This is a genomic window from Dyella sp. 333MFSha, from assembly GCF_900102405.1.
Taxonomy (GTDB): Bacteria; Pseudomonadota; Gammaproteobacteria; order Xanthomonadales; family Rhodanobacteraceae; genus Luteibacter; species Luteibacter mycovicinus.
In genome coordinates this window covers 208411-231277 of the sequence record NZ_FNBR01000005.1, presented here as the reverse complement: position 1 = coordinate 231277, position 22867 = coordinate 208411, and the positions used below count along the sequence as shown (strand labels likewise).

Below are 22867 nucleotides of genomic sequence, written 5' to 3'. Positions count from 1 at the left end.
GCATCCATGCTAGCAACAAGCCATCCCCAGAGGTACGAAACCGTGCTCGTCGCGGGCGCGGGTGACGTCGGCACGCGTGTCGCCCGGCGTCTCGTCGAGGCGGGGCATCGCGTCTTCGCCCTGCGCCGGAGCGAACGGCCGGACGGCGAGGGCATCCGCTGGCTGCGTGGCGATCTCACGCGCCCCGACACCCTGAAGGCCCTTCCTCACGCCGATGCCGTGGTCTACGCGCCCACACCCGGCGCGCGCGACGAAGAGGCTTACCGCGCCATCTTCCCCGACGGTCTGCGTCACCTGGTCGATGCGTTGCCTGCGCCGCCGCGTCGAACCGTGTTCGTCTCGTCGACGGCGGTTTACGGTGAGCATGGCGGCGACTGGGTCGATGAAACGAGCGTGCCCGCGCCGATGGGATTCAACGGGCGCGTGTTGCTCGAAGCGGAGCGGTGGCTCGCGTCGCGCGATATCGGTGGTGTCAGCGTGCGTCTGGCGGGCTTATACGGACCGGGGAGGACGCAGCTGCTTGACCGGCTGCGTGAGGGAAAGGTCGTGGTGCCGAGAGGGCGCGGGATCTACGCCAACCGGATTCATGTCGATGATGCCGCGGCCGCGCTGGCGCTGGTGCTTTCGCTGGAGCAGCCCGCGCCGGTGTACGTGGGGGTGGACGACACGCCCCTGCCGATCGACGTGTTGTATGACCATCTGGCGGGATTGCTCGGTGTGGCGTTGCCGGGCGAGGGGCCGGGGCCCGTGGGCATCGGGAACAAGCGCTTGTCGAACGGGTTGTTGCGGGAAGCGGGATTCCGGTGTCGCTGGGAGGATGCCCGGGATGGGTATGCGGCTCTGATCTGAGAGGCGTATCGCCCACGGCGCCGACTCCTGCGCCGGCACGCTCCGCGGGTCCGGTGGGCGCGACGAAACGTCCGGAGACGCCTCGACCGGGCGTGCTAGCATCCGGACACTATGCTGACTTCCGACATCCTCGATACCTTCCGCGGCCTGCTCGACGAGGCGAAAGCCAGCGGCGATCGCGAGCCGACGGCGATGAATCTCGCCACGTCCGATGCCAGTGGCCGGGTGCATTCGCGCATCGTGCTGCTCAAGGGCATCGATGAGCACGGCCTGCGTTTTCACACCAACCGCGAGAGCGCGAAGGGCCGCGAGATCGCCGAGCATCCGCAGGTCGCGCTGTGCTTCCACTGGAAACAGATCCGCGAGGGTGTGCAGGTGCGTTTCGAAGGCCGTGTGCAACGGCTCGACGACGCGGAATCGGACGCTTATTTCGCCAGCCGTCCGCGTGGCAGCCAGATCGGTGCGTGGGCGTCGAAGCAGAGCCAGACGCTTCCGGACCGCCACACCTTCGAGGAGCGCGTCGCGCATTTCGAGCAGGAGTTTGCCGGGCGTGACGTTCCGCGCCCGCCGCACTGGGGTGGCTATCTGGTGAAGCCCGACCGCGTGGAGTTCTGGTACGGGGCCACCTTCCGTCTGCACGAGCGCATCGTGCATGACGAAGACGACGCGCGTTGGTCCACGCGCATGTTGTACCCCTGAGTTAGAGCAGCAAACCCAGGTCTTCGGCGCGACGCACGAGTTCCACCGTGCTGTGTACGCCGAGGATCTGCATGATCATGTATTTGTGCGCCTCGACCGTTCGTGCCGACAGACCCAGCTGTTCGGCGATCTGCCGCGAGCGCAGGCCCGTTCCGACCAGACGCAGCACTTCGCGCTGTTTGGGCGTGAGTTCGCGCAACTCGTTCGGTGGCCGGCTGGTGGAGTGCACGCCGAGCGAAGGCGTGACATACGTGCTTCCCGCCAGCACTTCGCGCAGGGCCAGCAACAGTTCTTCGCCCGCGGCCATCTTCAGCACGTAGCCGTTGGCGCCGGCCTTCATCGCCATCGCGGCGAGCGCCGGCTCGGCATGCATGGTGAGGAAGACGAACGGCGTATTGTCGCCGCGTGCGCGCAGCGCCTTGAGCACTTCAAGCCCGTTGCCGCGTGGCATGTTCACGTCGGACAACACGAGGTCGGGCGCCTCGCGGGCGATCGCTTCCATCAGCGTTCCACCGTCCTCGACCAGGGCGACCAGATCGTAGGTGTCCTCCAGCAGACGCTCGATACCCTGGGCGACCATGCGATGGTCGTCCGCGAAGACGATGCGCGGCGGCCCATCGTGGTTCAGTGGTCTTTCAACGGTATGCGTATGCATAGTTCGACTCCTTTGCCTGGCGCACTGCGGAGGTCGAAGCTGCCACCGAGCAGCTTCGCCCGTTCACTCATGCTGATGAGACCGATGCCGGAGGGGTGAAACCGAAGATCGTCCGGGTCGAAACCCTGACCGTCGTCCGCGATCCTCAATACCGCCTGGCTGTCCGAAACCGCCACCGCGATGTCGACGCGGGAGGCCTCGGCATGACGCAGCGCGTTCCGCAGGGCTTCCTGGGCGACCCGATAGAAACACAGAGCGACCTCGCCGGATAGTGCGCCAACCTCGGGAGGCACCGACAAGCTTACATCGGGTTCGCCGGCGTGCCGCGGCGAGGCGCATAACGCCTGCAGCGCTTCCCGCAGTCCGGCATGGCTCAGCCAGCCCGGATGAAGCTGGTGCGACATCAGCCGGAGGTCCTCCGACAGCTCGATCACCTGGGTCTGCAAGGTGCCCACGTCGGTGGAGGCGGGCTGCGGAAGGCGGCGGCGCAAGGCGCTCAGGCCGATGGATGTCGCTGCAAGTCGTTGATTGATATCGTCGTGAATGTCGCGTGCCAGGCGCGCGCGCTCCTGCTCCTGGGTGGCGATGAGATGGCCGGCCAGCTCGCGCATGTCGATCCGCGCGAGGTCGAGAGCGCGCTGGCTGGCGTGGCGCTGCTCCACGATCGCGCTGACGACGAGGGCGCACACGGTGGCGCCGAGCGTCCACAGCTGTACGCCGAGCGTCGTGCTTTGCAGGCTGTCCGAGACGAAAGGGCCGTGCCGGTCGACGCTCATATGGGCGGCCATCACCACGATGACGAACATCGCCGCGGCGCTGCCGGCCATCTGGGCACGCAGGCAGGCCGCCGTGAGGATCGGCGCCGGCGCCAGACAAAGCAGCGGCAGCAGGCCCGGCCGGTCGCCGAAGGTGTACCAGACGGTACCGAGGAGAGCGATCGAGGCGGCCATCCCGATCAGGAAGAGAACCGATACAGGCCCCGAATGACGCACCGCGGCGTCGGAACTGCGCACGCTGATCCAGGCGGGGATGTACAACACGTAGCCCAGCGAATGGGCCAGCGCGACGTTGGGCCAGTCGCTGAGGATGTAGCCGGGGAAGGTGGTATACGGGGCGACCAGTCCGATCAGGGTGGCGGCCCCGGCCGGCAGGGCCACAATGACGATCGCGCCGAAGGCCATCAGCTTGCCGAAGTCCTGCAGCAGCGGCGAGCCACCCCGCACCTGCAACAGCAGCCAGGCCGTCGGAGGGACGAGCGCCGTCGCCGCGATCAGTACCATGGCGGTATCGAGCACGGGCAGGTGAAACAGGCCGACGCAGGCGCCGATCAGCCCGGCCAGCGCCGATGCCGTCAGCCACGGCCAGCGACACAGCGGCGAGGCGAGCAGGGCACCCAGCAGCACGGCGCCCGGGAACCAGACGATGTGCGTGCCGCCCTGCTCACTCCAGAGCGCGGCCGACAGGAGCTGCGCGCCCGCCGTGCCGACAAGGACACCGCTGCACCACAGGGCGGTGCTGCCCGTCGCGCGTTTCATGCTCTGCGGCACAGGCCCTCCCGATACGTCCACGGAGCCGGGCCAGGGCCCGGCGCGCCGCGACGATACCAGCTTGGCATGGGCGCGTCAGGCATGCCGGTCGCTCCAGCCGTGGATGATCCGGCGCAGTTCGGCCAGGCCGTCGGTCAGTGCCGCCGGACCCGGCTGCAGGATCAGCGGCGATTTCACCTCGTGGAGTTCGCCGTCACGGATCGCCGGGACGTTCTCCCATCCCGCGCGTGCGGCGACGTGTTCGGGGCGGAAGCGCTTGCCGCACCACGAGCCGATGATGATCTCCGGTGCCGTCGAGACGATCTCCTGCGCGTCGCCGATGATCCGGTCCTTCGCCAGCGGCTGCACGGCGCGATGTGGAAGCACGTCGTCCCCGCCGGCCAGCGTCACCAGCTCGGAGACCCACCGAATGCCTGAAATAAAGGGCTCGTCCCATTCCTCGAAATACACCCGCGGCCGTCGTGGCAGACGCGCGGAGGCTTCGCGCGTGGCGTCGAGACCGCGCTCGAGCTCGTCGGCGAGCTGGTTTGCGCGGGTGGCCGCACCGACGAGCGCGCCGAGTCGGCGGATGTAATCGAGGATGCCTTCCACACTGCGGTGGTTGGAAATCCAGACCTCGACGCCGGCCTTGATCAGCGCCTGGGCGATGTCCGCCTGGATATCGGAGAAGCCGATGGCGAGGTCGGGCTGCAGTGCCAGGATCCGGTCGACCTTGGCGCTGGTGAACGCGCTGACCTTCGGTTTGTCGCGGCGCGCTTCCGGCGGGCGCACGGTAAAACCGCTGATCCCGACAATACGGTCCTGCTCACCGAGACGGTAAAGCGTTTCGGTGGGTTCCTCGGTGAGGCAGACGATGCGGCGCGGGCCCATGGCGGTTCCGGTGCGGGACAGACCCCGATTGTCGTCGCTCGTGGAGCCGGGAGCCAACGCGGGGCTTTTCACAGATCGGCAGCCTGCGTCAAAGCTTTACCCGGTCGCCCTGGCCGATGACGACATAGCGGACACCCGTGGTGTCGCCTTCGGACAGCTCGCGGGCGATCAGGGCGCGTGGGTCGCGCCCCGGTTCCAGGCTGGGTTTGATGTGGTCGACGATGACGGGAAGCCCGCGCAAAGCATGCGGGTCGCCCGCCTGCGTAGCCAGGGCGGCCAGCTCGCGATGAAGCCAGGCGGGCGTCATGTGTCCGAACAGCTGCGCGTCGGGTACGTCGCCGGGCGACGACACCTCAATCTGCAGTCCTTTCAGCCGATGCCCGCGCACCAGTGGCGCCAGCACCTGCCAGATGTCGGCAAGCCGATGCTGCCCTTTCGAAAGCGCGTCCGGGCCGGTATCGCCGAAGTACGCGTAATACGCATCGCCATGCCGCAGCAGGATCATCGACGACACGGCGCTGTCGTGCCACAGCGGATAGATGGCCGCCTGCATCGAGGTACCGGCGACCTCGAACCAGCGACCGGGCGGTTCGGCGGTGAGCGTATATCGGCCGAGGGCGGGTGCCTTGCCGGTGTTGGCCAGGTTGGGCCAGGCGTCCCAGTTGAAGTAATCTGCGCTGAGGCGTTCGGTGGTCGAGGCGAGCCCGTACAGCGGCTTGCTGCCGCGATCGTCGGGCGATGCGATGACGAGGCCGGCCACATGGTCCAGATGCGCATGGCTGACGAAATAGCCCGCGACGCCGGTGCGCAACACGCGGCCGGCCGCCGCGAGATCGCTGCCATCGGCCTCCGGTAGCGCGCCATGCGCCAGGGCGACCTGGATACCCGAGACCAGCGTTCCGGCGTCGAGGCCGAGGTACCTGTCGTCACCGATGGCCTTGAGCAGGTACGCCGAGAGGTTGTCGGTGCGGATGCCGCCTTCGACGCCGAGCGCGACCAGCTCGAACGAGGGCGCGATGTCGGTCGGAGAAGGAGGCGATGCCGTGGCTGCGTCGGCTAAGGCGAAGGCGAGGGCGAAGCACGCCGCGCGGATCAGGGGCAGGGATGTCATGCACGCATGATCGCCGCTCAGGGCGTCTCGATCCAGCGCCCATGCTTGCGGATTTCCAGCGGATGGAAGCGCCGCTTGTAATCCATCTTGGGATGCCCGGCGATCCAGAACCCGAGGTACACGTACGGAATGCCGCGGCGCTTTGCGAGCGCGACCTGCTGCAGGATGCCGAAGGTGCCCAGGCTTCGCGCCGATTCATCCGGATCGAAAAACGTATAGACGGCCGAGACACCGGCCAGCGCGATGTCGGTCACCGCGACGCCGAGCAGACGTTCGCCTTGGCGCATTTCCAGAAACACGGTCGGGCTCCAGGGCGCGGCGAGAAAGCGCTGGAAATCCTCCGCATCCGCCGTGTCCATGCCGCCGCCAGGGTGTCGCGCGCGAAGATAGCGCTCGTAGAGTTCGTGGCGTTCGCTGGTGAAGCCCGGCAGCGTCTCGGTCACGCTGATATCGGCGTTACGCGAGGCGCAACGGCGCTGGGTGCGGTCCGGCGTGAACCGATCGGCGTCGATGCGGCAGGGCACGCAGGCCTGGCAGGCGGCGCACTGCGGCAGGTAAAGGTGCCCGCCGGCGCGGCGAAAGCCCTTGGCCAGCGCGGGCCCGTAGAGCTTGTCCAGATGCGGCGCGCCGGGATCGACCACCAGATTCTGTGCCGTCCGCTCGGCGAAATAACCGCAGGAATGCGGCAATGTCTGAAACAGGCGGACTCGATCGGTCATGGACCGATCTTATTACGCCCGGTGGTGGACGGACATCCAGTGCGTGATGGTGCCGGTGGCATCGGTGACCGGTTCGAGTTCCAGGCGGCCCTGCAGCACGCCGCCGTCGGCCTTGCGCAGGGCGACATCGATGCGCGCGGCTTCGGCGGCGTCCAGCGTACCCGCGCGACGGGCGAACATGGCGTCATCGCCCACCAGAATGCTGCCGATATGCAGGCCCGCCAGGCTCTCGACGCGATGCCCGGTGGCGCGGACGAAGGCGTCGTTGACGAAGACGATCTGGCACTGGCGCCAGTCGGCATGGCTCGCGTCGGTGATGACGATGGCGTCGGGCAGGCGGGAGAGCGACGCGCGCATCAGCGCGAAGCTCTGCTGGTAATGCTTGCGCTCCATCATCTCGATCAGCACGCGCAGGCCGCGGGCGGAGTCGAGGTGCTGGCGCGACCACGGCCGCGAGCGACCGCGCACGGTTTCCTGCCACGACGAAAAACTTTGCCGGGGCGACAGGCGCGCGCCGGGGATGACCTCGAGCTTGGCCAGCGAGGGGTTGCCCGCCCAGCGTACGTTGCGCACCTGCTCCGCGCGCGTCCAGACCACCGCGTTATGCGAGTCGGCCTGCAGCGGCATGAAGATCACGCCCGCCGCGAGACCCGCGAATTCGGGTCCGGCCAGTTCGGGGTAGTGTTTGCCGATCTCATCGGTATTGAGCACGCCGGTGATGCTGTCGGCGATCCTCGGTGTATCGGAGGTGCCGACGACGTCGCGGATTCGCAGCAGCGCGGCTTCGTCGGGCAGATGGCCATGGCGGATGACGTGGTTGCCGGCGAAGATCGCCACGCCATCGGCGTCGACGACTTCGAGCAATTCCGGTGCGAGCGTCGCCAGCAGTTCGGGATCGATACGATCGCTTTCGTTGAACGCGGTGATCAGCTTTTCGCGAACCGTGAGCAGGGTGCTCTCGACCTCGATCTTGTCCATCTCCTCGATCGCGGCGACGCGCGTGGCGAACGCGCGCGCGACGGAATCGGCCACCTGACGCATGCGGTGGTCGCAGAAGAACGGACTGTAGTGATGGCAGGCGATCAGGCCCCAGAGGCGGCCGTTCGCGATGATCGAGGCCACCAGTGTGGCGGTGACGCCCATGTTGCCGAGGTATTCCAGATGCACCGGCGACACGCTGCGCAGTGAGACATCGCTGAGGTCGGTCGCTTCGGACGTCTGCGGATCGTAGGGCGGGAGAATGCGCGACGGGATGTACTTGCAGTCGCTGATCTGGCGGACCCGGTTACGCAGGTACAGCGCGCGCGCCTGCACCGGAATGTCGGTGGCGGGATAGTGCAGTCCCAGATAGGGCTCCAGCTCGTCCTTGCGCGACTCCGCGACGACTTCGCCGTGCCAGTCGTGATCGAAGCGGTAGACCATGACGCGGTCGTAGCCGAGCAGGCCACGGATGGTGCGCGCGACACGCGTCGCCGCGCGCTGGACGTTGCCGTCGATTTCCAGCTTGTGCGTGAGGTCGTAGGCGACGCGGAGCGGATCGTCCTCGAAGTAGTCTTCGCGCGGCTCGATCTCGATCATCCAGCGTGTGTCGTAGGCATGCACGGTGGCATACCAGCCCGACTTGTCCACGTCGTGCGGGAACACCACCGGGACCCAGGAGCTGTGCGCAGGCCGCTCATCGTCGATGAACAGGTCGTCGGGGAGGCCGATCACTTCGTGGAGCGGCGCGTCCAGCACGGCGTCGAGGTCGAGGCCGAGCACGTCGGCCGCGTTTTCGCTGATCTGCAGGATCGTCCGCGTCGCCGCGTCTGCCACGATCAATACCCCATGGGGCTGGATCGAGCCGGGGATGTGGATCGGCTCGCGGTCGCAGGCGTTGAGGTCGGGCAGGTCAGACATGCGCGGCAGGCTCCATCAGGGTCTGTCGAAAGCGGGCGAACATGCGTCGCGCACCGTCAACGGCGGCGCGACGCGAGGCGTCGTCATGCAGCTGGGTGTCGAGGATGTGCTGGAAACGGCGCCAGGCCGAGGGAGCTTCCTCGCCGATGGCGTAGAACCGGTGGTCGCGGCCCGGGTAGAGCTCGCGCAGGCGGCGGACGATCAGGCGGCCGCCGAGGGCGGAGCCTTCGATGACGTAGAGTTCGCCCCAGCAGGTCGCGGAGTCGTGGGTCGAATCGCCGGAAGGGCTGGCTCCTACGGAGACAAGAGCATCGCGAGCGGGGCTCGCTCCTACGGGGGCAGGGGCAGGGGCAGGGGCATCGCGAGCGGGGCTCGCTCCTACAGGGGGGGCGTGGCCTTCGACGGGGCGGCTCGTGTAGGAGCGAGCCCCGCTCGCGACAGCCAGATCGCCCCGCAGCAACGACGCCCGCGACACATAGCTCCAACCCGCCCGAGGCACGTCGGCAGCCAGCCACCCGGCACGATCCGCCTCCCACTCCTCGAACAACGCCAGCTGCGCACGCAGCAACGCCTCATACCCCGCCACGTCCAGCTCACCGTCCATCAGCCGGCGAATGCCGCCCGAGGCTTCGGTGTCCTCGTGCGCTTCGCGGGTTTCCTCGCGCAGCAGTAGATGGGCGGGGCGCGGCGCCACGATGTCGTCCACTCAGAGGACCTGGGTGGCCTTGAGGAATACCACCAGCATCACCCCGGCGACGATGGTCAGCACCATCAGGCGCACGCGGGACGCGGTGCGCTGCGCGACCGGACGGCGGTCGGGCGTGCGGTGCAGCTGGAGTTCCTCCTGGAAACGCACGACCGGTTCGATGCCGATGTCCTTCAGCAAGGCGCGGGCCTGCGGAAAATCGTCGGCGCTCTTTACCCACACCTGCGGCCAGGTATCGCGGTCGGACTGGCGCTGCGAATAGCTGAAGCGCTGGTAGGTCGGGCGATTCCAGGTCGAACGGTTGGTGACGGTCGTCTCGATCGCGTGCTCGGCGAGCAACGCGACGATCCGGTCGATGTTTTCGGGGCGGGGGGAGGTATAGATCTGGCGCATGGCCCGATTCTACGGGATTGCCGCCCCGTCCGCCGTTCAGTGAGCCGGTGTCGCCAGCACGCCCTCGACATCCTTCAGGTGCCCGTCGTTCGGCAGCGGTTCGATGCCGATCAGGTGGGCGAGCAGCGGGTAGACGTCGACGTTAGGGAACGGCGCGATGGTGACGCCATGGCCGATCGACGGACCGTGGGCGACGAACAGCGCGCGCATGGTCGGGTCGAGATTGTCGTAACCGTGCTCGCCGCGCGACATCGGCCCGTTCCGCTTCGCCAGCTGCTCGTGGCTGGTGATCGCCCAGCCGGTGTCGGCGAGGCACAGCAGCGCCGGTACGCGGCGGTGGGTGCCGTAGTTCAGCCGCGCCGGCAGGTCTTCCTTCCGATAGCAATGCATGTGCTCGTGCGGACCGAGCAGCCGTGCTACGGCGGCGGTCGAGTCACGATCCGGCTTCGGGTTGAAGGTGGCCATGACACCGAACGACACCGCGTCGAGCGCGTCGAGGTCGGTCTCCTGGTCGGCGAAGACGATGTTGCCCCTCGGCACGTCGGCCATGCCGTGGTCGGACAGCACGATCAGGTTCATCCGGTCGTAGAGCCCGCGCTGGCGCAGCTGCGCAATCAGGTAGCCCATCGCGTCGTCCACCTCGCGCAGTGCGGCGTTCACCTCCGGCGAATCCGGCCCGAACTCATGCCCCGCGTGATCCACCGCGTCGAAGTACAGCGTGTCGAACACCGGCTTCGGACCCGCCTCGTCGATCCATGAGAGCAGCTTGTCGACACGGGCGCGTGAGGTGAGCGAATCGTCGAAGGGAATCCAATGGTCCGGGCGCACGCCGTGAATCGCGGCCTCGGTACCTGGCCAGAACATCGTCGCCGTATGCAGACCCTGCTTCTGCGCCGTCACCCAGATCGGTTCGGCATCGGCCCACCAGCGGCCGTCGCTCGTCGCCGCGCGGTTGGCCAGGCTGAAGCTGCCCAGCGCCGGATCGCTCATCGTGTTGTTGACGATGCCGTGGTGGTCCGGCACGCGTCCCGTCACCAGCGTGTAGTGGTTGGGGAAGGTCAGGGACGGAAACGACGGCAGCATGTAAGGCGCACGGGCGCCGTCCTTCGCCATGGCGATTAGGTTCGGGGTCAGTCCGCGGTCCAGATAGTCGGGGCGGAAGGCGTCGATGGAGACCAGCAGGACGGGGGGATGGGCGGGAGCGGTAACCGGACGCGTGGCGCAAGCGGTGACGGCCAGCGTGGCGATCAGTGTGAAGATCGCGGCGAGGCGGGAAAACGTGACGTTCATGACGGAAAACGTAGGCTCTGAGCTAATCAATACCCACCATCATGGCGGACTCTCATGACCAATTCATCACGCAACATCTTGCTGTCGGTGCTGTTCGTCGCCGTGCCCGCGCTTGCGGTCGCGCAAACCCCGCCCGCCCAGCCCGCCCGGCCCGCCGCGGCCGCTCCGGCTGCGACACCGCGTCCCCGCGCGGTGGTGTCCACGCCGTCGCAGACGGCGCAGTTCCAGCGCCAGGTCGATCGTCAGCAGCTGCAGAACGCGCAGAACCAGAGCAATGTGCGCCAGCAGCTGCAGCAGAACAACACGGCGATCCAGCGGACCAATACGACCGACCCGGCCATGCGCAATCAGCTGGACAACGCACAGCGCAGCCAGCAGCAACTGAACCGCGCGCAGCAGGATTCGGCCGCGCGCCAGTACGAGACCACGCCCTCCAACCGCGGCGCCGTCGCCCCGTCGCGACCGTCCACCAGCGGCCAGTAATCGCCGCCTTTGCTGCGCCGCCGCTGGCGGGTGGCGGCGCGGCGCGGCCATAATCCGGAATTCCCGAGCTCCGGAGCATCCCGATGACGGCTGTCACGCGCATCGACACCACCCGTACCGTCCGCGCTCCGCGCGGCACCGAACTGACCTGCCGCAGCTGGCTGACGGAAGCGCCTTTTCGCATGCTGCAGAACAATCTCGATCCCGAGGTGGCGGAAAACCCGGCGGAACTGGTGGTCTACGGCGGTATCGGTCGTGCCGCGCGTAACTGGGAATGCTTCGACGCCATCCTGCGCAGCCTGCGCGAACTTCGCGACGACGAAACCCTGCTGATTCAGTCGGGTAAGCCGGTCGGTGTGTTTCCGTCGCACCCCGATGCTCCCCGCGTGCTGCTTGCCAATTCCAATCTGGTGCCGGCGTGGGCCGATTGGGAGCACTTCAACGAGCTCGACCGCAAGGGCCTCATGATGTACGGCCAGATGACCGCCGGCTCATGGATCTACATCGGCTCGCAGGGCATCGTGCAGGGTACCTACGAGACGTTCGTCGAGATGGGGCGTCAGCATTACGGCGGATCGCTGGCCGGTCGCTGGATTCTGACGGCGGGCCTCGGCGGCATGGGCGGCGCCCAGCCGCTCGCCGCCTCGCTGGCCGGCGCCTCGTCGCTGACCATCGAATGCCAGCAGAGCCGCATCGATTTCCGCCTGAAGACGCGCTACGTGGACGAGCAGGCCAGCGACCTGGACGACGCGCTCGCGCGGCTGGATCGCTACGCGAAGGAAGGCCGCGCCGTGTCCGTGGCGTTGCTAGGCAACGCGGCCGACGTGTTGCCGGAGCTCGTGCGCCGGGGCGTCCGTCCCGATGCCGTCACCGACCAGACCAGCGCCCACGACCCCGTCAACGGCTACCTGCCGTCCGGCTGGACCGTCGAGGAATGGTTCGAGCGCCGCAAGGCCGATCCGACTGGCACCGCCCATGCCGCCAAGGCCTCCATGCGCCGTCATGTCGAGGCCATGCTCGCCTTCCATCGGCAGGGTGTGCCGACCTTCGACTACGGCAACAATATCCGTCAGATGGCCAAGGACGAGGGGCTGAGCGAGGCGTTCGCGTTCCCCGGCTTCGTGCCCGCCTTCGTGCGACCGCTGTTCTGTCGCGGCGTCGGGCCGTTCCGCTGGGTCGCGCTGTCAGGCGATCCGGAAGACATCTACAAGACCGACGCCAAGGTGAAGGAGCTGATTCCCGACGATCCGCATCTGCACCGCTGGCTGGACATGGCGCGCGAGCGGATCAGCTTCCAGGGCCTGCCGGCGCGTATCTGCTGGGTGGGTCTGGGGCAGCGGCACCGGCTGGCGCTCGCCTTCAACGAGATGGTGCGCAACGGCGAACTGAAGGCGCCCATCGTGATCGGCCGCGACCATCTCGATTCCGGCTCGGTCGCCAGCCCGAACCGGGAAACCGAAGCCATGCGCGACGGCAGCGACGCGGTCAGCGACTGGCCGTTGCTCAACGCGATGCTCAACGTGGCGGGCGGGGCGACCTGGGTCAGCCTGCACCACGGCGGCGGTGTCGGCATGGGTTACAGCCAGCACAGCGGCGTGGTGATCGTGGCCGACGGCAGCGAGGCGGCGGACAAGCGGCTGGCCCGCGTGCTGTGGAACGACCCCGGCACCGGCGTGATGCGTCACGCCGATGCGGGCTACGAGGATGCCGTGGCCTGCGCGAAGGAGCAGGGTCTGAACCTGCCCATGATCTGACCCATGTAGGAGCGCGCCTGCGCGCGACCCAGGTATCGCCCTGCGCGACCCGGATATGGCCACGCGCGCGACCCGGCTATCGCGCGCAGGGCGCGCTCCTACACGAGATTGCGGGTTCTCAGCGGCCGTTGGCCCAGCCGGCCACGTACCGCTCCGGATAAATGCGTTGCAGGGCCAGTACCTTCGGCCGGTCGTTGATCGCGATGTACATCGCGTCCGGATTCAGACGCATATAGTCCTGGTGCTCGTCCTCCGCGAGGTAGAAACCCTTAAAAGGCGTTACCTCCGTCACGATTTTCGACGAAAACGCGTGCGCCGCGGTCAGCTGGGCGATATACGCCTCCGCCACCTTCTTCTGCTCCGGCGTCGCATAGAAAATCGCCGACCGGTACTGCGTGCCCGAGTCGGGCCCCTGCCGGTTCAGCAGCGTCGGATCCTGCGCCACGGAGAAGAACACCTGCAGCAGCTGCCCGTACGACACCTGTGCCGGATCGTAATCGACCTTCACCGATTCGGCGTGTCCGGTATCACCGTCGCTGACATCGTCGTAATTGGCGTGGGCGGCGTCACCGCCCGAGTAGCCGGTGCGGACGCTTTTCACGCCGCGGACGTGCTGGAACACGCCCTCGACGCCCCAGAAGCACCCGCCGGCGAAGACGGCGGTGGCGTCGCCAGCGGCCGGTGCGGCATCGACGGTGGGGGCGGGCAGGCGGACACCCTCGTCGCGCGCCGAAGCGGCCGAGCAGGCGGTAAGGGCGAGAAGCAGAGCGGGGATCAGGGAAAGGCGAGGCATGAGTTTCTCCCGGTCGACATGACCTGATACACCAGACCGGTGTACCCGGGAAAACCTCACACGGCGTGAAGGCGGCCTTCACAACTCTGTACCTACAGAATCGGGGTGCAGGGCCGATAAGCCATCGACACGCGCAACACGCTAGAGTCGTGCGCGTATTCGGCCAGCGTGGCTAAAGGAGCGAGGGGAAACGTGGCGTACGATTTAGTGGAGCGACGTGTCTTCGTGTCCGACCTGGAGGTCGGCATGTATGTCAGTCGCCTGGACTGTGACTGGTCCGACACGCCCTTTCCGTTGCAGGGGCTGCCCATCGAGTCCCGTGAGGACATCGAGTCGCTCAGTCGTTTCTGCAAATACGTCTTCGTGGACATGCACCGTCAGGTCGTCCCCGACAGCCGGTTCACTCCGCAGCGCATCGCGCCGAAAGCCGTTGCCACCCCCGCACCGCGTGCTGCGGCAAGCCTGCGTCTGGTCAGTCGACACGCGTATACCGACACGGCCTCGTTCGACGATGAGATGCCGCGCGCCAGAGAAGCCTTCGACACCGTCGCCGAGTTCGCCACGCGCATGGTCGACGACTTGCGGCATGGTCGGCCGGTCGAGCCGCAGGCTGTCGAGAACGCGGTGCGCCCCATGGTCGAGAGTGTGCTGCGCAGCGGTGACGCGTTCTTCTGGATCGAAAGCCTGCGGCGGCGCGATGGCTACACCTATCAGCACGCGATCGGCTGCAGCACGCTCGCCGCGGCGTTCGGGCGGCACATGGGCTTCGAAAGCGACGCCATCGTCAGTCTCGCCGCCGGCGGCCTGCTGATGGATGTCGGCAAGTCGCAGCTGCCTGAGGAACTGCTTAGTCGCGACGGGCCGCTGAACGACGACGAATGGGGCCTCGCACGTCAGCACGTCAATGAAGGCGTCGCCATCCTCGATCACTCCGGTGTCATCGACAACGAAGTGCGCGACATGGTGCTCACACACCACGAACGTTACGACGGTACCGGCTATCCCTCAGGACTGGCCGGCACCGCCATTCCGCTCGCCGGACGTATGGCCGCGATCATCGACACCTACCACGCGATGTCGACGCCGCGTCCGTACCGTTCGGCCGTGTCGCAGCACGTCGCCTTACGCGAGCTGTACGCCGGACGCGACCGCGAATTTCAGGGCGAGCTGGTCGAACAGTTTCAGGCCTGCCTGGGGGTCTATCCCACGGGCACGCTGGTCGAACTCAACACCGGTGAGGTGGCCATCGTGATGGTGCAGAACCAGTCGCGCCGCCTGCAGCCGCGCGTCGCGATTCTCTCCCGGCCCGACAAGAGCGCGCTCGACGATTTCCTGATCGTCGATCTCATGCGCCAGGTGGATCTGGTGCGCCGTGAGATTCTCCGCACCTTGCCAGCCGGTTCGCACGGTATCGATCCGCGCGAGTACTTCGTCGCATGAGCGACCGGGCTTACATCCTGCCGGCGGTCCAGTCGATCCTCGACCGGTCGTCACCGGATGCCGGCCCGTGCGCCGTTCTGATCGTGCGTCTGCAAGGTATGCGCGAGGCGCAACTGCGTTTCGGTTATGACTTCGGCAGCGACATCATGCTCGCCTCGCGCGAACGCATCGTCGATGCCTTGCGCCATGTCGATACCGTTTTCGTGGCGGGAGATGACACGTTCGTGGTGGTGCTTCCGATGGTGCGCAACCGCACCCATGCGCTGCTTGCGGCGACCCGCATCGTCGGCGCGTTCGATGGTCCGCTGATGCAGGGTGAGCGTCCCTGGCACGGTCGCGCCGTCGTCGGTGTGGCCATCCATCCCGAACATGGTGTGACCGCCGATTGGTTGTACCGCCGCGCGGAACTGGCGCACGACGAAGCCCTGCGTATCGGCGAGGCCTTCGCCATCTACAAGCCCGACGTGACACCGGTAGAAATCCTCTACGGCGAGTTACGCGAGGACATCGAAGCCAACCGCCTGCAGGTCGCCTTCCAGCCGCTGCACGATCTGCGCTCGGGTGAAATGAACCGCGTGGAGTCGCTGGCGCGCTGGACCACCGCGGCCAACATCATCGTCCCGCCCAGCGATTTCATCCCCTTTGCCGAGCGAAGCGACCTCATCGTGCCGCTGACCCGCTGGAGCATCAACGCCTCGCTGCGGCATGCGGCGGCCCTGCATCGGGGTGGCTGCGCGCTCGACGTGGCGATCAACCTGTCGCCGCGTGTGTTCGTCGAGCAGGGCTTCGCCGAACAGGTGCTGGGCGCCATCGAGATCTGGGGCGTGCCGCCCCAGTCCGTGATCGTGGAAATTACCGAGACGGCGCTGCTCACCGATCTGGACATGAGCGTGCGCGTCCTGCGTCGCCTGCGCGACTGCGGTGTACGCGTCGCCATCGACGACTTCGGCACGGGGTACGCGTCGTTCGCCTACCTGCGTCACTTCCCGGCGACCGAGCTGAAGATCGACCGCAGCTTCGTCGACGCGATGACCGGCGACAGCCGCACTGAACTGCTGGTGCAGGCAATGATCGACGTCGCCCACCGCCTGGGGCTGGAAGCGATCGCCGAGGGCGTCGAGGACGAGGCCACGCTGCGTCGCCTCGTCGAGATGGACTGCGATCTGGTGCAGGGCTATCACATCGGCCGACCCACCCCGGCGGAGTCGTTCGTCAGCGAGAGGCTGACCGCCGCATCAATGGTTTAGGAGCGCGCCTGCGCGCGACAAGGTTTCGCGAAATCGTTTCGCGCGCGGGGCGCGCTTCTACAACGACAGGGTGCGGTAGCGGCGGTCGAGCATCTCAACCTGCGCGTCCAGGTTCGCCTCGTCGCCATCGTTGACCAGCACATCATCCGCGATCGCCAGCCGGTCTTCCCGGCTCGCCTGCGCCGCGATCATCTTCCTCGCCAGTGCCTCGTCGATACCATCCCGACGTACCAGCCGGTCGATCCGCACCGCCTCCGGCGCATCCACCACCAGCACCCGGTCGACCCACGCGTAATGGCGGTGGTTCTCCACGAGCAGTGGAATGGACAAGATGCAGTAGGCGCCCGTATCGGCTGCGACAGCCTCCCGCAACCAGTCACGAATGCGCGGATGGAGGATGCCCTCCAGTGTCGTCCGGGCCGACGGATCGTCGAACACGCGCCGGCGCATGGCAGCGCGGTCCAGGCGGCCCTCGTCGTCCAGCGCCCCGGGCCCGAACACACGCGCTACCTCGGCAAGCGCCTCGGATCCCGGCTCAACCACGGCGCGCGACGCCGCATCCGCGTCATAGGCGTGCACACCGCGCGCTTCGAAGCGGCGCTCCACCGCGCTCTTGCCCGATGCGATCCCGCCGGTAAGCGCGACGACGAAGCCGCTCATCGGATGCCGCTGACCTGCATGTAGAGGGCGAGCAGGCGATCGCCCACCAGAAACCAGACCCAGCCCGCCGCGGCGAGATAGGGCCCGAAAGGAATCGGCACCTCGCGTCCGTGGCGACGAAACAGAATGAGCGCGCCGCCGACGATGGCGCCGATCAGCGACGACAGCATGACGATCGGCAGCAGCGCGACCGGGCCCATCCAGGCGCCCAGCGCAGCGAGCAGCTTGAAGTCGCCGTGACCCATGCCTTCCTTCCCGGTCAGCAGCTTGAACAGCCAGTAGACGCTCCAGAGGCTGAGGTAGCCGAGCAGGGCGGCGAGGATGGCGGAGGTCGGCGCGATCGGCAGCGGCTGCCAGGAGGGGATCAGACACAGGCCGAGACCGATCCACAGCAGTGGGTAGTTGAGCTCGTCCGGCAACAGCTGCGTGCGCGCATCGATGCCGGACAGCGCGATCAGGAAATACGTCAGCACCAGCCCGGCCAGGGCTCCCGGCGTCGGCCCGAAACGCCAGACCACCGCGGCACTCGCCAGGCCCGCCAGCAGTTCCACCAGCGGGTACTGGATCGAGATCGGCTCGTGGCAATAGCGGCAGCGGCCGCGCAGCATGAGCCAGCCGAACAGCGGGATGTTGTCCCGGGCGGCCAGCGGATGCTTGCACTTCGGGCAGTGCGACGACTCTTTCACCACGCCGGGTGGCAGCGCCTCGTCCACGGCGTCCAGTTCGAGGACTTCACGCGCCTGCTTGCGCCATTCCGCCTGCATACGCGCAGGGACGCGGAGGATCACGACGTTGAGGAAGCTGCCGAACAGCAGGCCGAAGACACCGGCGAGGCCGATCCAGAGTGCGAGGGGCAAGTCGGGCATGGAATATCCGTGGTCAAGAAAAAACCCTCCGCCCGCGAGGGCGAAGGGTTCCTATTGTGCATGGCTCGGCGGGTGTTCGGTCAGACCGTGCCGGCGAGCTTGAAGATGGGCAGGTAGAGCGAGATGACCATGCCGCCGACGAGGACGCCTAGGATGACCATGATGAAGGGCTCGAGGAGGCTGCTCAGCGTGTCGACCGCCGTGTTCACCTCTTCCTCGTAGAACTCGGCCACCTTGAATAGCATCGAGTCCAGCGAGCCGGATTCTTCGCCGATCGCGGTCATCTGCACCACCATATTGGGGAACAGGTTGACCTGGCGCATCGAGAGCTGGAGCTGATGGCCGACGGCGATGTCGTCGCGCATCTGCTTGACCGCCTCGCCGTAGACGACGCTACCGGTGGCGCCTGCGACGGCGTCGAGGGCTTCGACCAGGGGCACACCCGCGTGGAACGTGACGCCTAGCGTACGTGAGAAACGGGCGATGGCCGACTTGTGAAGCAAATCTCCGATGACTGGAATCTTCAGCGACAAGCGGTCCAGGAAATGGGCAAATTTTTCCGAGCGGTTCTTGGCGAAGATGATGGCCGCGATTGATCCCACGATCATGCCAATGACCAGCCACCAGTACGACTGCATGAACTGCGAGGCGCTTACGACGAACTGCGTGGGTGCAGGCAGTTCGGCCTTTGCCTCGGCAAAGGTCTGCTGGAACACCGGCACCACGAACAGCAGCAGGATCATTGAGACGAGCAGGGCGACCACAAGCACCATGATCGGATAGAAGAGGGCCTTCTTGATCTTCTTCTTGATGCCCTCCATCCGCTCCTTATAGGTCGCCACGGTGTCGAGCACCGTATCGAGCACACCGGCAGACTCACCGGCGTGGACCAGATTGCGATAGAGCTCGTCGAACTGAACGGGGTACCGGCCAAGCGCTTCGTGCAACGCGGCACCGCCCTCGATATCGGTTTTGACGTCGATCAGCATGTTCTTGAAACGGACATTCTTCTGGCCGTTGGCGATGATGTCGAAGGCCTGGACCATCGGCACGCCCGAGGCCATCATCGTGGCGATCTGGCGGCTGAAGATGGCGACGTCCTGTGGCTTTACCTTCTTGCCGGACGCGCCAAACAGCGGCTTGGAGCGCTCGCGCACGGTCTGCGGATTCATCCCCTGACGACGCAGTTCCGCCTTCACGAGTGAGGCGTTCTTCGCCTGCATCTCGCCCTTCATGCGCTTACCGCGCTTGTCGAGCGCGGTCCAGTCGTACATGACGAGTGTGCTTACAGCGGCGCGCGCGGCACCTGCGGCGCGCATGTTCTTGCTGGCGGTGGCGATAGCCATGACGCGGTGTTCCCCCCGGGTTGATACATCAGGTGGCCCCCGCCTGGCGGCAGGCCCCTGTTCTTATTCTAGTGTGAACGTAACGCCAGGTGGCTTTCTGCCATCCAGCGCACATCTTCACACGTCTCGTCCCCTGACGAGACGTCAGTCCTTGGTGACGCGGTTGATCTCGGCCAGACTGGTGACGCCGTTGCGGACCTTCAACAAGGCTGATGCCCGCAGATCGTTGATGCCGGCTTTTTTGGCCACCTCGGCGATCTGCATGGCGTTGCCGCCCTCCAGAACGATCTTCTGGATGTCCTCGACCATCGGCATGACCTGATAGATACCTACGCGGCCCTTGTACCCCTCGTTACAGCTGTCGCAGCCGACGGCCTCGTACACGGTGATGCCGGCGTCGATTTCTTCCTGGGTAAAACCCTCGGCAAGCAATGCGGCCGGTGGCAGGCTGATTTCCCTCTTGCAATCGTGCAGCCGGCGGGCCAGGCGCTGGGCGATGATCAGGGTGACCGACGAAATGATGTTGTACGGGGCGATGCCCATGTTCATCAGGCGCGCGATGGTCTGCGGCGCGTCGTTGGTATGCAGGGTGGACAGGACCATGTGACCGGTCTGCGCGGCCTTGACCGCGATTTCTGCGGTTTCCAGGTCACGGATTTCGCCGACCATGATCACGTCCGGATCCTGGCGCAGGAAGGAGCGCAGAGCGGCCGCGAAGGTCATGCCGCGCTTGACGTTCTGCTGGACCTGGTTGATGCCCTCGACGCGGATTTCGACCGGGTCTTCCACCGTGGAGATGTTGCGCCCCTCGGTGTTGAGGATGTTCAGGGCCGTATACAGCGACACCGTCTTACCGGAACCGGTGGGGCCTGTCACCAGGACCATGCCGTAGGGCTTTTCGATGGCGTCGAGGTAGAGATTCTTCTGGACCTCCTCGTAGCCGAGCTTGTCGATGCCCAGCTTGGCGGACGAACCATCGAGGATACGCAGCACGATCTTCTCGCCGAACAGGGTCGGCAGGGTGCTGACGCGGAAGTCGATGGCGCGGGTCTTGGTCAGGTTGAGTTTGATGCGACCGTCCTGCGGGACGCGGCGCTCGGCGATGTCCAGGCCGCTCATGACCTTCAGGCGCGAGGCGATGCGGTTGCCCAGCTTGATCGGCGCCGTGGCGACGACGCGCAGGATACCGTCCATGCGCAGGCGTACGCGGTAGACCGTTTCGAACGGTTCGAAGTGAATATCCGACGCTCCGCGTTTGATCGCGTCGACCAGGACCTTGTTGACGAACTTGACGATCGGGGCATCGTCGTTGGCGTTGGCGTCGATGCCAGTGGTGACATCGCCGTCCTCGTCAGCCCCCTCGAGCGCCAGGTCGTCGAGGTCGCCCTCACCGAAGGCCGGCACCGAGTTGTTCATCGCCGACAGGGCACTGTCGATCACCCGGCGCAGCTGCGACCGGTCGACCAGTACCGGCTCGACCATGTGGTTCGAGTGGAACTTGATTTCGTCCAGCGCATGCGACTGCATGGGATCGGCGATGCCGACGAACAGGCGCTTGCCGCGCTTGAACAGCGGTAGCGCCTGGTGCTTGGAGATGAGCGCCTCCGTCACGAGGTCCAGGGGCATATTGCCCGGGACCATCGCGCCGATGTCCATCAGCGGCATGCCGAACTCGGAAGACGCCACCTGGGACAGCTTGGCGCTGTCCACCAGGTTGTGGTCCACCAGCCATGCGGACAGGGACGAGCGCTTTTCGGCGGCGTCCTGGACGGCCTTGCGAACGTCGGCCTCGGCCATGACGCCCTCGGTGACGAGGCGCCGGGCCATGCCCGTAAGACCCGCCAGCATGGGCGAATGCATTTGTGAAGCCATGTTGGGTCCCGTTTCCCCGAGATACGCGACTGAATCTACTCTAGATTGTGGGTTTGGTCACGCGTGCCATCGTGAAATCGGCAGCAACTCTCAGCGACTGGGAGATTTCCGGTAGGATGCGGCGTCGCTCGCATTCCGGGGTGACGAGGGGCCGCCCGAGGGGGACGGCAGGTCGACTCCCAGGACGTCAGCGTGCTCTTCAACTCATTGAGTTTTCTGGTCTTCTTTGGACTGGTTTTTTCGCTCTACCTGCTGATCCGTCCGTGGCCTGCGCGGAAGGCTCTGCTGCTGGTGGCGAGCTACGTTTTCTACGCAGCCTGGAACCCTCCTTACGTTTTGATCCTGGCCTTTTCGACGGCGCTGGATTGGTGGCTGGCTCGGCGGATCTGGAAAGAGGACCGACCGGCCTACCGACGTGCGCTGCTCGTGGTCAGTCTGGTAGCGAACCTCTCGTTGCTGGGTTTTTTCAAGTACGGCGCCTTCGCCCTTACCAACGCCCAATGGCTCCTCTCCCTGCTTGGTGTGCAGTACATGCCGCCGCATTGGGACATCGTTCTGCCAGTGGGCATTTCGTTCTACACATTTGCGTCCCTGTCTTACACGATCGACGTCTACCGGCGTGAGATCGATGCGGATACGACGCTCCCCGATTACGCGCTGTTTGTCGCATTCTTCCCGCATCTCGTGGCGGGCCCCATCGTTCGCGCACGCGCGCTCTTGCCGCAGATTGCCAAGCCCGTGCCCATCACAGGCGAGCAGGTGGGCTGGGGTCTGACCCTCACTATGCTGGGCCTCGCCTGCAAGAGTGCGCTAGCTGACGGTGTCCTGGCGCCTGTTGCTGACGAACTGTTCCGGTCACCGGCGACACAGTCGGGCGTCGATGCCATCGCAGGCGTATTCGCGTTTGCAGGCCAGATTTATTTCGACTTCGGTGGTTATTCGCTATGCGCCGTCGGCTTAGCGCTTTGCTTTGGCTTCGCGTTTCCCGACAATTTTCGGTTTCCCTATGCTGCGCGCGGTTTTTCAGATTTCTGGCGGCGCTGGCACATGTCGCTGTCCACGTGGCTGCGCGACTATCTCTACATTCCGCTGGGCGGAAATCGTCGCGGCGAATGGGTGAGCTGCCGCAACTTGGCGTTGACCATGCTGCTTGGTGGCCTCTGGCACGGCGCATCCTGGACGTTCGTGGCATGGGGCGCGCTGCATGCGTGTTTTCTTATTATCGAGCGGCTCGCGCGTAAATGTTGGGCTGTGTCGCTGAATAGCCGCGTGGGTGAGTGCGTACTGACCGCTGTAACATTTATCTGTGTCTGCCTCGCCTGGATACCTTTCAGGGCGCCGGACGCCGGTGCGGCGCTGAGCGTGTTGAAGGCCACAAGCAACCCATGGCACGGTGCGTCGCCTGCGGCGATGATGGCCCTTGCCGTAATGGGGCTTTCGATCGCGTGGCAGTGGCGTATGCGCGACAGCTCACTGGAGGCGGCGGCATCGCGCTTACCAGTGCCCCTCCGGGCATTGGCCGCCGTGGTGTGCATGATGGCTATTTTCCTGGCATCAGGAGGAGACGATCGTGCGTTCATCTACTTCCAGTTTTGACATCTACCTCACGCGCAGGGCACCTCCGCGTGGCCGATGGCTACTGCCGATCATTGCGGCGTTCGTTCTCTT

The 22867-nt window shown here is 66.0% G+C and carries 21 protein-coding genes; 7 read left to right on the top strand and 14 right to left on the bottom strand.

The features are described from left to right. Positions 1–6 precede the first annotated feature (6 nt). Together BLT40_RS17360 and pdxH are read left to right on the top strand one after the other, a co-directional pair. The gene (locus BLT40_RS17360) at positions 7–849 is read left to right on the top strand and encodes an NAD-dependent epimerase/dehydratase family protein (RefSeq protein WP_090355229.1); all 843 of its coding nucleotides are present in this window, start codon (positions 7–9) and stop codon (positions 847–849) included. Positions 850–960: 111 nt separating this feature from the next. Beyond that, positions 961–1548: a pyridoxamine 5'-phosphate oxidase gene (gene pdxH, locus BLT40_RS17355; protein WP_079520789.1), complete on the top strand. Its 588-nt coding sequence runs from the start codon at positions 961–963 to the stop codon at positions 1546–1548. 1 nt (position 1549) lies between these two features. On the opposite strand, the gene BLT40_RS17350 is transcribed toward pdxH, so the two are convergent. The 9 genes from BLT40_RS17350 to BLT40_RS17310 all read right to left on the bottom strand — a co-directional run bounded on the left by BLT40_RS17350 (position 1550) and on the right by BLT40_RS17310 (position 10738). After that, entirely contained in the window at positions 1550–2203 is a 654-nt protein-coding gene (locus tag BLT40_RS17350; RefSeq protein ID WP_090355330.1) for a response regulator, read from the bottom strand. Further along, positions 2173–3738 carry a sensor histidine kinase gene (locus BLT40_RS17345; protein ID WP_143025910.1) on the bottom strand — a complete coding sequence of 522 codons (1566 nt, stop codon included), beginning with the start codon at positions 3736–3738 and terminating at the stop codon, positions 2173–2175. The genes BLT40_RS17350 and BLT40_RS17345 overlap by 31 nt, the downstream gene beginning before the upstream one ends. Positions 3739–3825: 87 nt before the next feature. Then, the gene (locus BLT40_RS17340; RefSeq protein WP_090355223.1) at positions 3826–4620 is read right to left on the bottom strand and encodes a cobalamin-binding protein; all 795 of its coding nucleotides are present in this window, start codon (positions 4618–4620) and stop codon (positions 3826–3828) included. Positions 4621–4708: 88 nt separating this feature from the next. Continuing rightward, complete coding sequence (locus BLT40_RS17335) at positions 4709–5731, bottom strand: 3',5'-cyclic-nucleotide phosphodiesterase (RefSeq protein WP_090355220.1); 1023 nt, start codon at positions 5729–5731, stop codon at positions 4709–4711. Positions 5732–5748: 17 nt separating this feature from the next. Further along, positions 5749–6450, bottom strand: coding sequence for an arginyltransferase (locus BLT40_RS17330; protein WP_036115146.1), 702 nt, complete (start codon positions 6448–6450; stop codon positions 5749–5751). Positions 6451–6462: 12 nt separating this feature from the next. Further along, the gene (locus BLT40_RS17325; RefSeq protein WP_090355215.1) at positions 6463–8349 is read right to left on the bottom strand and encodes a PAS domain-containing sensor histidine kinase; all 1887 of its coding nucleotides are present in this window, start codon (positions 8347–8349) and stop codon (positions 6463–6465) included. Continuing rightward, positions 8342–9055 carry a biliverdin-producing heme oxygenase gene (locus BLT40_RS17320; RefSeq protein WP_090355212.1) on the bottom strand — a complete coding sequence of 238 codons (714 nt, stop codon included), beginning with the start codon at positions 9053–9055 and terminating at the stop codon, positions 8342–8344. Before BLT40_RS17320 ends, BLT40_RS17325 begins: the two co-directional genes overlap by 8 nt. Beyond that, entirely contained in the window at positions 9056–9448 is a 393-nt protein-coding gene (locus BLT40_RS17315) for a putative signal transducing protein (RefSeq protein ID WP_036115141.1), read from the bottom strand. 36 nt (positions 9449–9484) lie between these two features. Continuing rightward, complete coding sequence (locus tag BLT40_RS17310; protein ID WP_090355209.1) at positions 9485–10738, bottom strand: alkaline phosphatase family protein; 1254 nt, start codon at positions 10736–10738, stop codon at positions 9485–9487. Between the two features lie 54 nt (positions 10739–10792). Here BLT40_RS17310 and BLT40_RS17305 point away from each other — a divergent pair, with 54 nt between their 5' ends. Continuing rightward, on the top strand, positions 10793–11221 hold the full coding sequence (locus BLT40_RS17305; RefSeq protein ID WP_090355206.1) for a hypothetical protein: 429 nt from the start codon (positions 10793–10795) through the stop codon (positions 11219–11221). Positions 11222–11304: 83 nt separating this feature from the next. Then, positions 11305–12975 (top strand): urocanate hydratase, encoded by a 1671-nt coding sequence (hutU, locus tag BLT40_RS17300; RefSeq protein WP_090355202.1) that lies wholly within the window; start codon positions 11305–11307, stop codon positions 12973–12975. A gap of 118 nt (positions 12976–13093) precedes the next feature. On the opposite strand, the gene msrA is transcribed toward hutU, so the two are convergent. Further along, positions 13094–13768 carry a peptide-methionine (S)-S-oxide reductase MsrA gene (gene msrA, locus BLT40_RS17295; RefSeq protein WP_090355199.1) on the bottom strand — a complete coding sequence of 225 codons (675 nt, stop codon included), beginning with the start codon at positions 13766–13768 and terminating at the stop codon, positions 13094–13096. Positions 13769–13960: 192 nt separating this feature from the next. Here msrA and BLT40_RS17290 point away from each other — a divergent pair, with 192 nt between their 5' ends. Together BLT40_RS17290 and BLT40_RS17285 are read left to right on the top strand one after the other, a co-directional pair. Next, the gene (locus BLT40_RS17290) at positions 13961–15208 is read left to right on the top strand and encodes an HD-GYP domain-containing protein (RefSeq protein WP_143025909.1); all 1248 of its coding nucleotides are present in this window, start codon (positions 13961–13963) and stop codon (positions 15206–15208) included. Further along, positions 15205–16455 carry a putative bifunctional diguanylate cyclase/phosphodiesterase gene (locus BLT40_RS17285; RefSeq protein ID WP_090355194.1) on the top strand — a complete coding sequence of 417 codons (1251 nt, stop codon included), beginning with the start codon at positions 15205–15207 and terminating at the stop codon, positions 16453–16455. Before BLT40_RS17290 ends, BLT40_RS17285 begins: the two co-directional genes overlap by 4 nt. 57 nt (positions 16456–16512) lie before the next feature. Here BLT40_RS17285 and coaE read toward each other — a convergent pair whose 3' ends face one another. From coaE to pilB, 4 genes are all read right to left on the bottom strand, one after another. Continuing rightward, a complete protein-coding gene (coaE, locus tag BLT40_RS17280) occupies positions 16513–17115 on the bottom strand; it encodes a dephospho-CoA kinase (protein WP_079520800.1) in 603 nt (200 codons plus the stop codon). Beyond that, positions 17112–17981 carry a prepilin peptidase gene (locus BLT40_RS17275; RefSeq protein WP_036115119.1) on the bottom strand — a complete coding sequence of 290 codons (870 nt, stop codon included), beginning with the start codon at positions 17979–17981 and terminating at the stop codon, positions 17112–17114. The genes coaE and BLT40_RS17275 overlap by 4 nt, the downstream gene beginning before the upstream one ends. A gap of 80 nt (positions 17982–18061) precedes the next feature. Continuing rightward, entirely contained in the window at positions 18062–19327 is a 1266-nt protein-coding gene (locus BLT40_RS17270; protein WP_090355193.1) for a type II secretion system F family protein, read from the bottom strand. 144 nt (positions 19328–19471) lie between these two features. Next, positions 19472–21199 carry a type IV-A pilus assembly ATPase PilB gene (pilB, locus tag BLT40_RS17265; protein ID WP_090355190.1) on the bottom strand — a complete coding sequence of 576 codons (1728 nt, stop codon included), beginning with the start codon at positions 21197–21199 and terminating at the stop codon, positions 19472–19474. A 192-nt stretch (positions 21200–21391) separates the two neighbouring features. Between pilB and BLT40_RS17260 the strand changes: the two genes are divergently transcribed. After that, positions 21392–22795, top strand: a complete 1404-nt coding sequence (locus tag BLT40_RS17260) for an MBOAT family O-acyltransferase (protein ID WP_218124574.1) — start codon at positions 21392–21394, stop codon at positions 22793–22795. The last annotated feature ends 72 nt before the right edge of the window (positions 22796–22867 follow it).

Coding starts and splice junctions, on each gene's coding strand:
- BLT40_RS17305 (WP_090355206.1), top strand. CDS start 10,793: ATGACCAATTCATCACGCAACATCTTGCTGTCGGTGCTGTTCGTCGCC.
- BLT40_RS17345 (WP_143025910.1), bottom strand. CDS start 3,738: ATGAAACGCGCGACGGGCAGCACCGCCCTGTGGTGCAGCGGTGTCCTT.
- hutU (WP_090355202.1), top strand. CDS start 11,305: ATGACGGCTGTCACGCGCATCGACACCACCCGTACCGTCCGCGCTCCG.
- BLT40_RS17360 (WP_090355229.1), top strand. CDS start 7: ATGCTAGCAACAAGCCATCCCCAGAGGTACGAAACCGTGCTCGTCGCG.
- BLT40_RS17275 (WP_036115119.1), bottom strand. CDS start 17,981: ATGCCCGACTTGCCCCTCGCACTCTGGATCGGCCTCGCCGGTGTCTTC.
- pilB (WP_090355190.1), bottom strand. CDS start 21,199: ATGGCTTCACAAATGCATTCGCCCATGCTGGCGGGTCTTACGGGCATG.
- coaE (WP_079520800.1), bottom strand. CDS start 17,115: ATGAGCGGCTTCGTCGTCGCGCTTACCGGCGGGATCGCATCGGGCAAG.
- BLT40_RS17285 (WP_090355194.1), top strand. CDS start 15,205: ATGAGCGACCGGGCTTACATCCTGCCGGCGGTCCAGTCGATCCTCGAC.
- BLT40_RS17335 (WP_090355220.1), bottom strand. CDS start 5,731: ATGACATCCCTGCCCCTGATCCGCGCGGCGTGCTTCGCCCTCGCCTTC.
- BLT40_RS17350 (WP_090355330.1), bottom strand. CDS start 2,203: ATGCATACGCATACCGTTGAAAGACCACTGAACCACGATGGGCCGCCG.
- msrA (WP_090355199.1), bottom strand. CDS start 13,768: ATGCCTCGCCTTTCCCTGATCCCCGCTCTGCTTCTCGCCCTTACCGCC.
- BLT40_RS17330 (WP_036115146.1), bottom strand. CDS start 6,450: ATGACCGATCGAGTCCGCCTGTTTCAGACATTGCCGCATTCCTGCGGT.
- BLT40_RS17315 (WP_036115141.1), bottom strand. CDS start 9,448: ATGCGCCAGATCTATACCTCCCCCCGCCCCGAAAACATCGACCGGATC.
- BLT40_RS17340 (WP_090355223.1), bottom strand. CDS start 4,620: ATGGGCCCGCGCCGCATCGTCTGCCTCACCGAGGAACCCACCGAAACG.
- pdxH (WP_079520789.1), top strand. CDS start 961: ATGCTGACTTCCGACATCCTCGATACCTTCCGCGGCCTGCTCGACGAG.
- BLT40_RS17310 (WP_090355209.1), bottom strand. CDS start 10,738: ATGAACGTCACGTTTTCCCGCCTCGCCGCGATCTTCACACTGATCGCC.
- BLT40_RS17325 (WP_090355215.1), bottom strand. CDS start 8,349: ATGTCTGACCTGCCCGACCTCAACGCCTGCGACCGCGAGCCGATCCAC.
- BLT40_RS17270 (WP_090355193.1), bottom strand. CDS start 19,327: ATGGCTATCGCCACCGCCAGCAAGAACATGCGCGCCGCAGGTGCCGCG.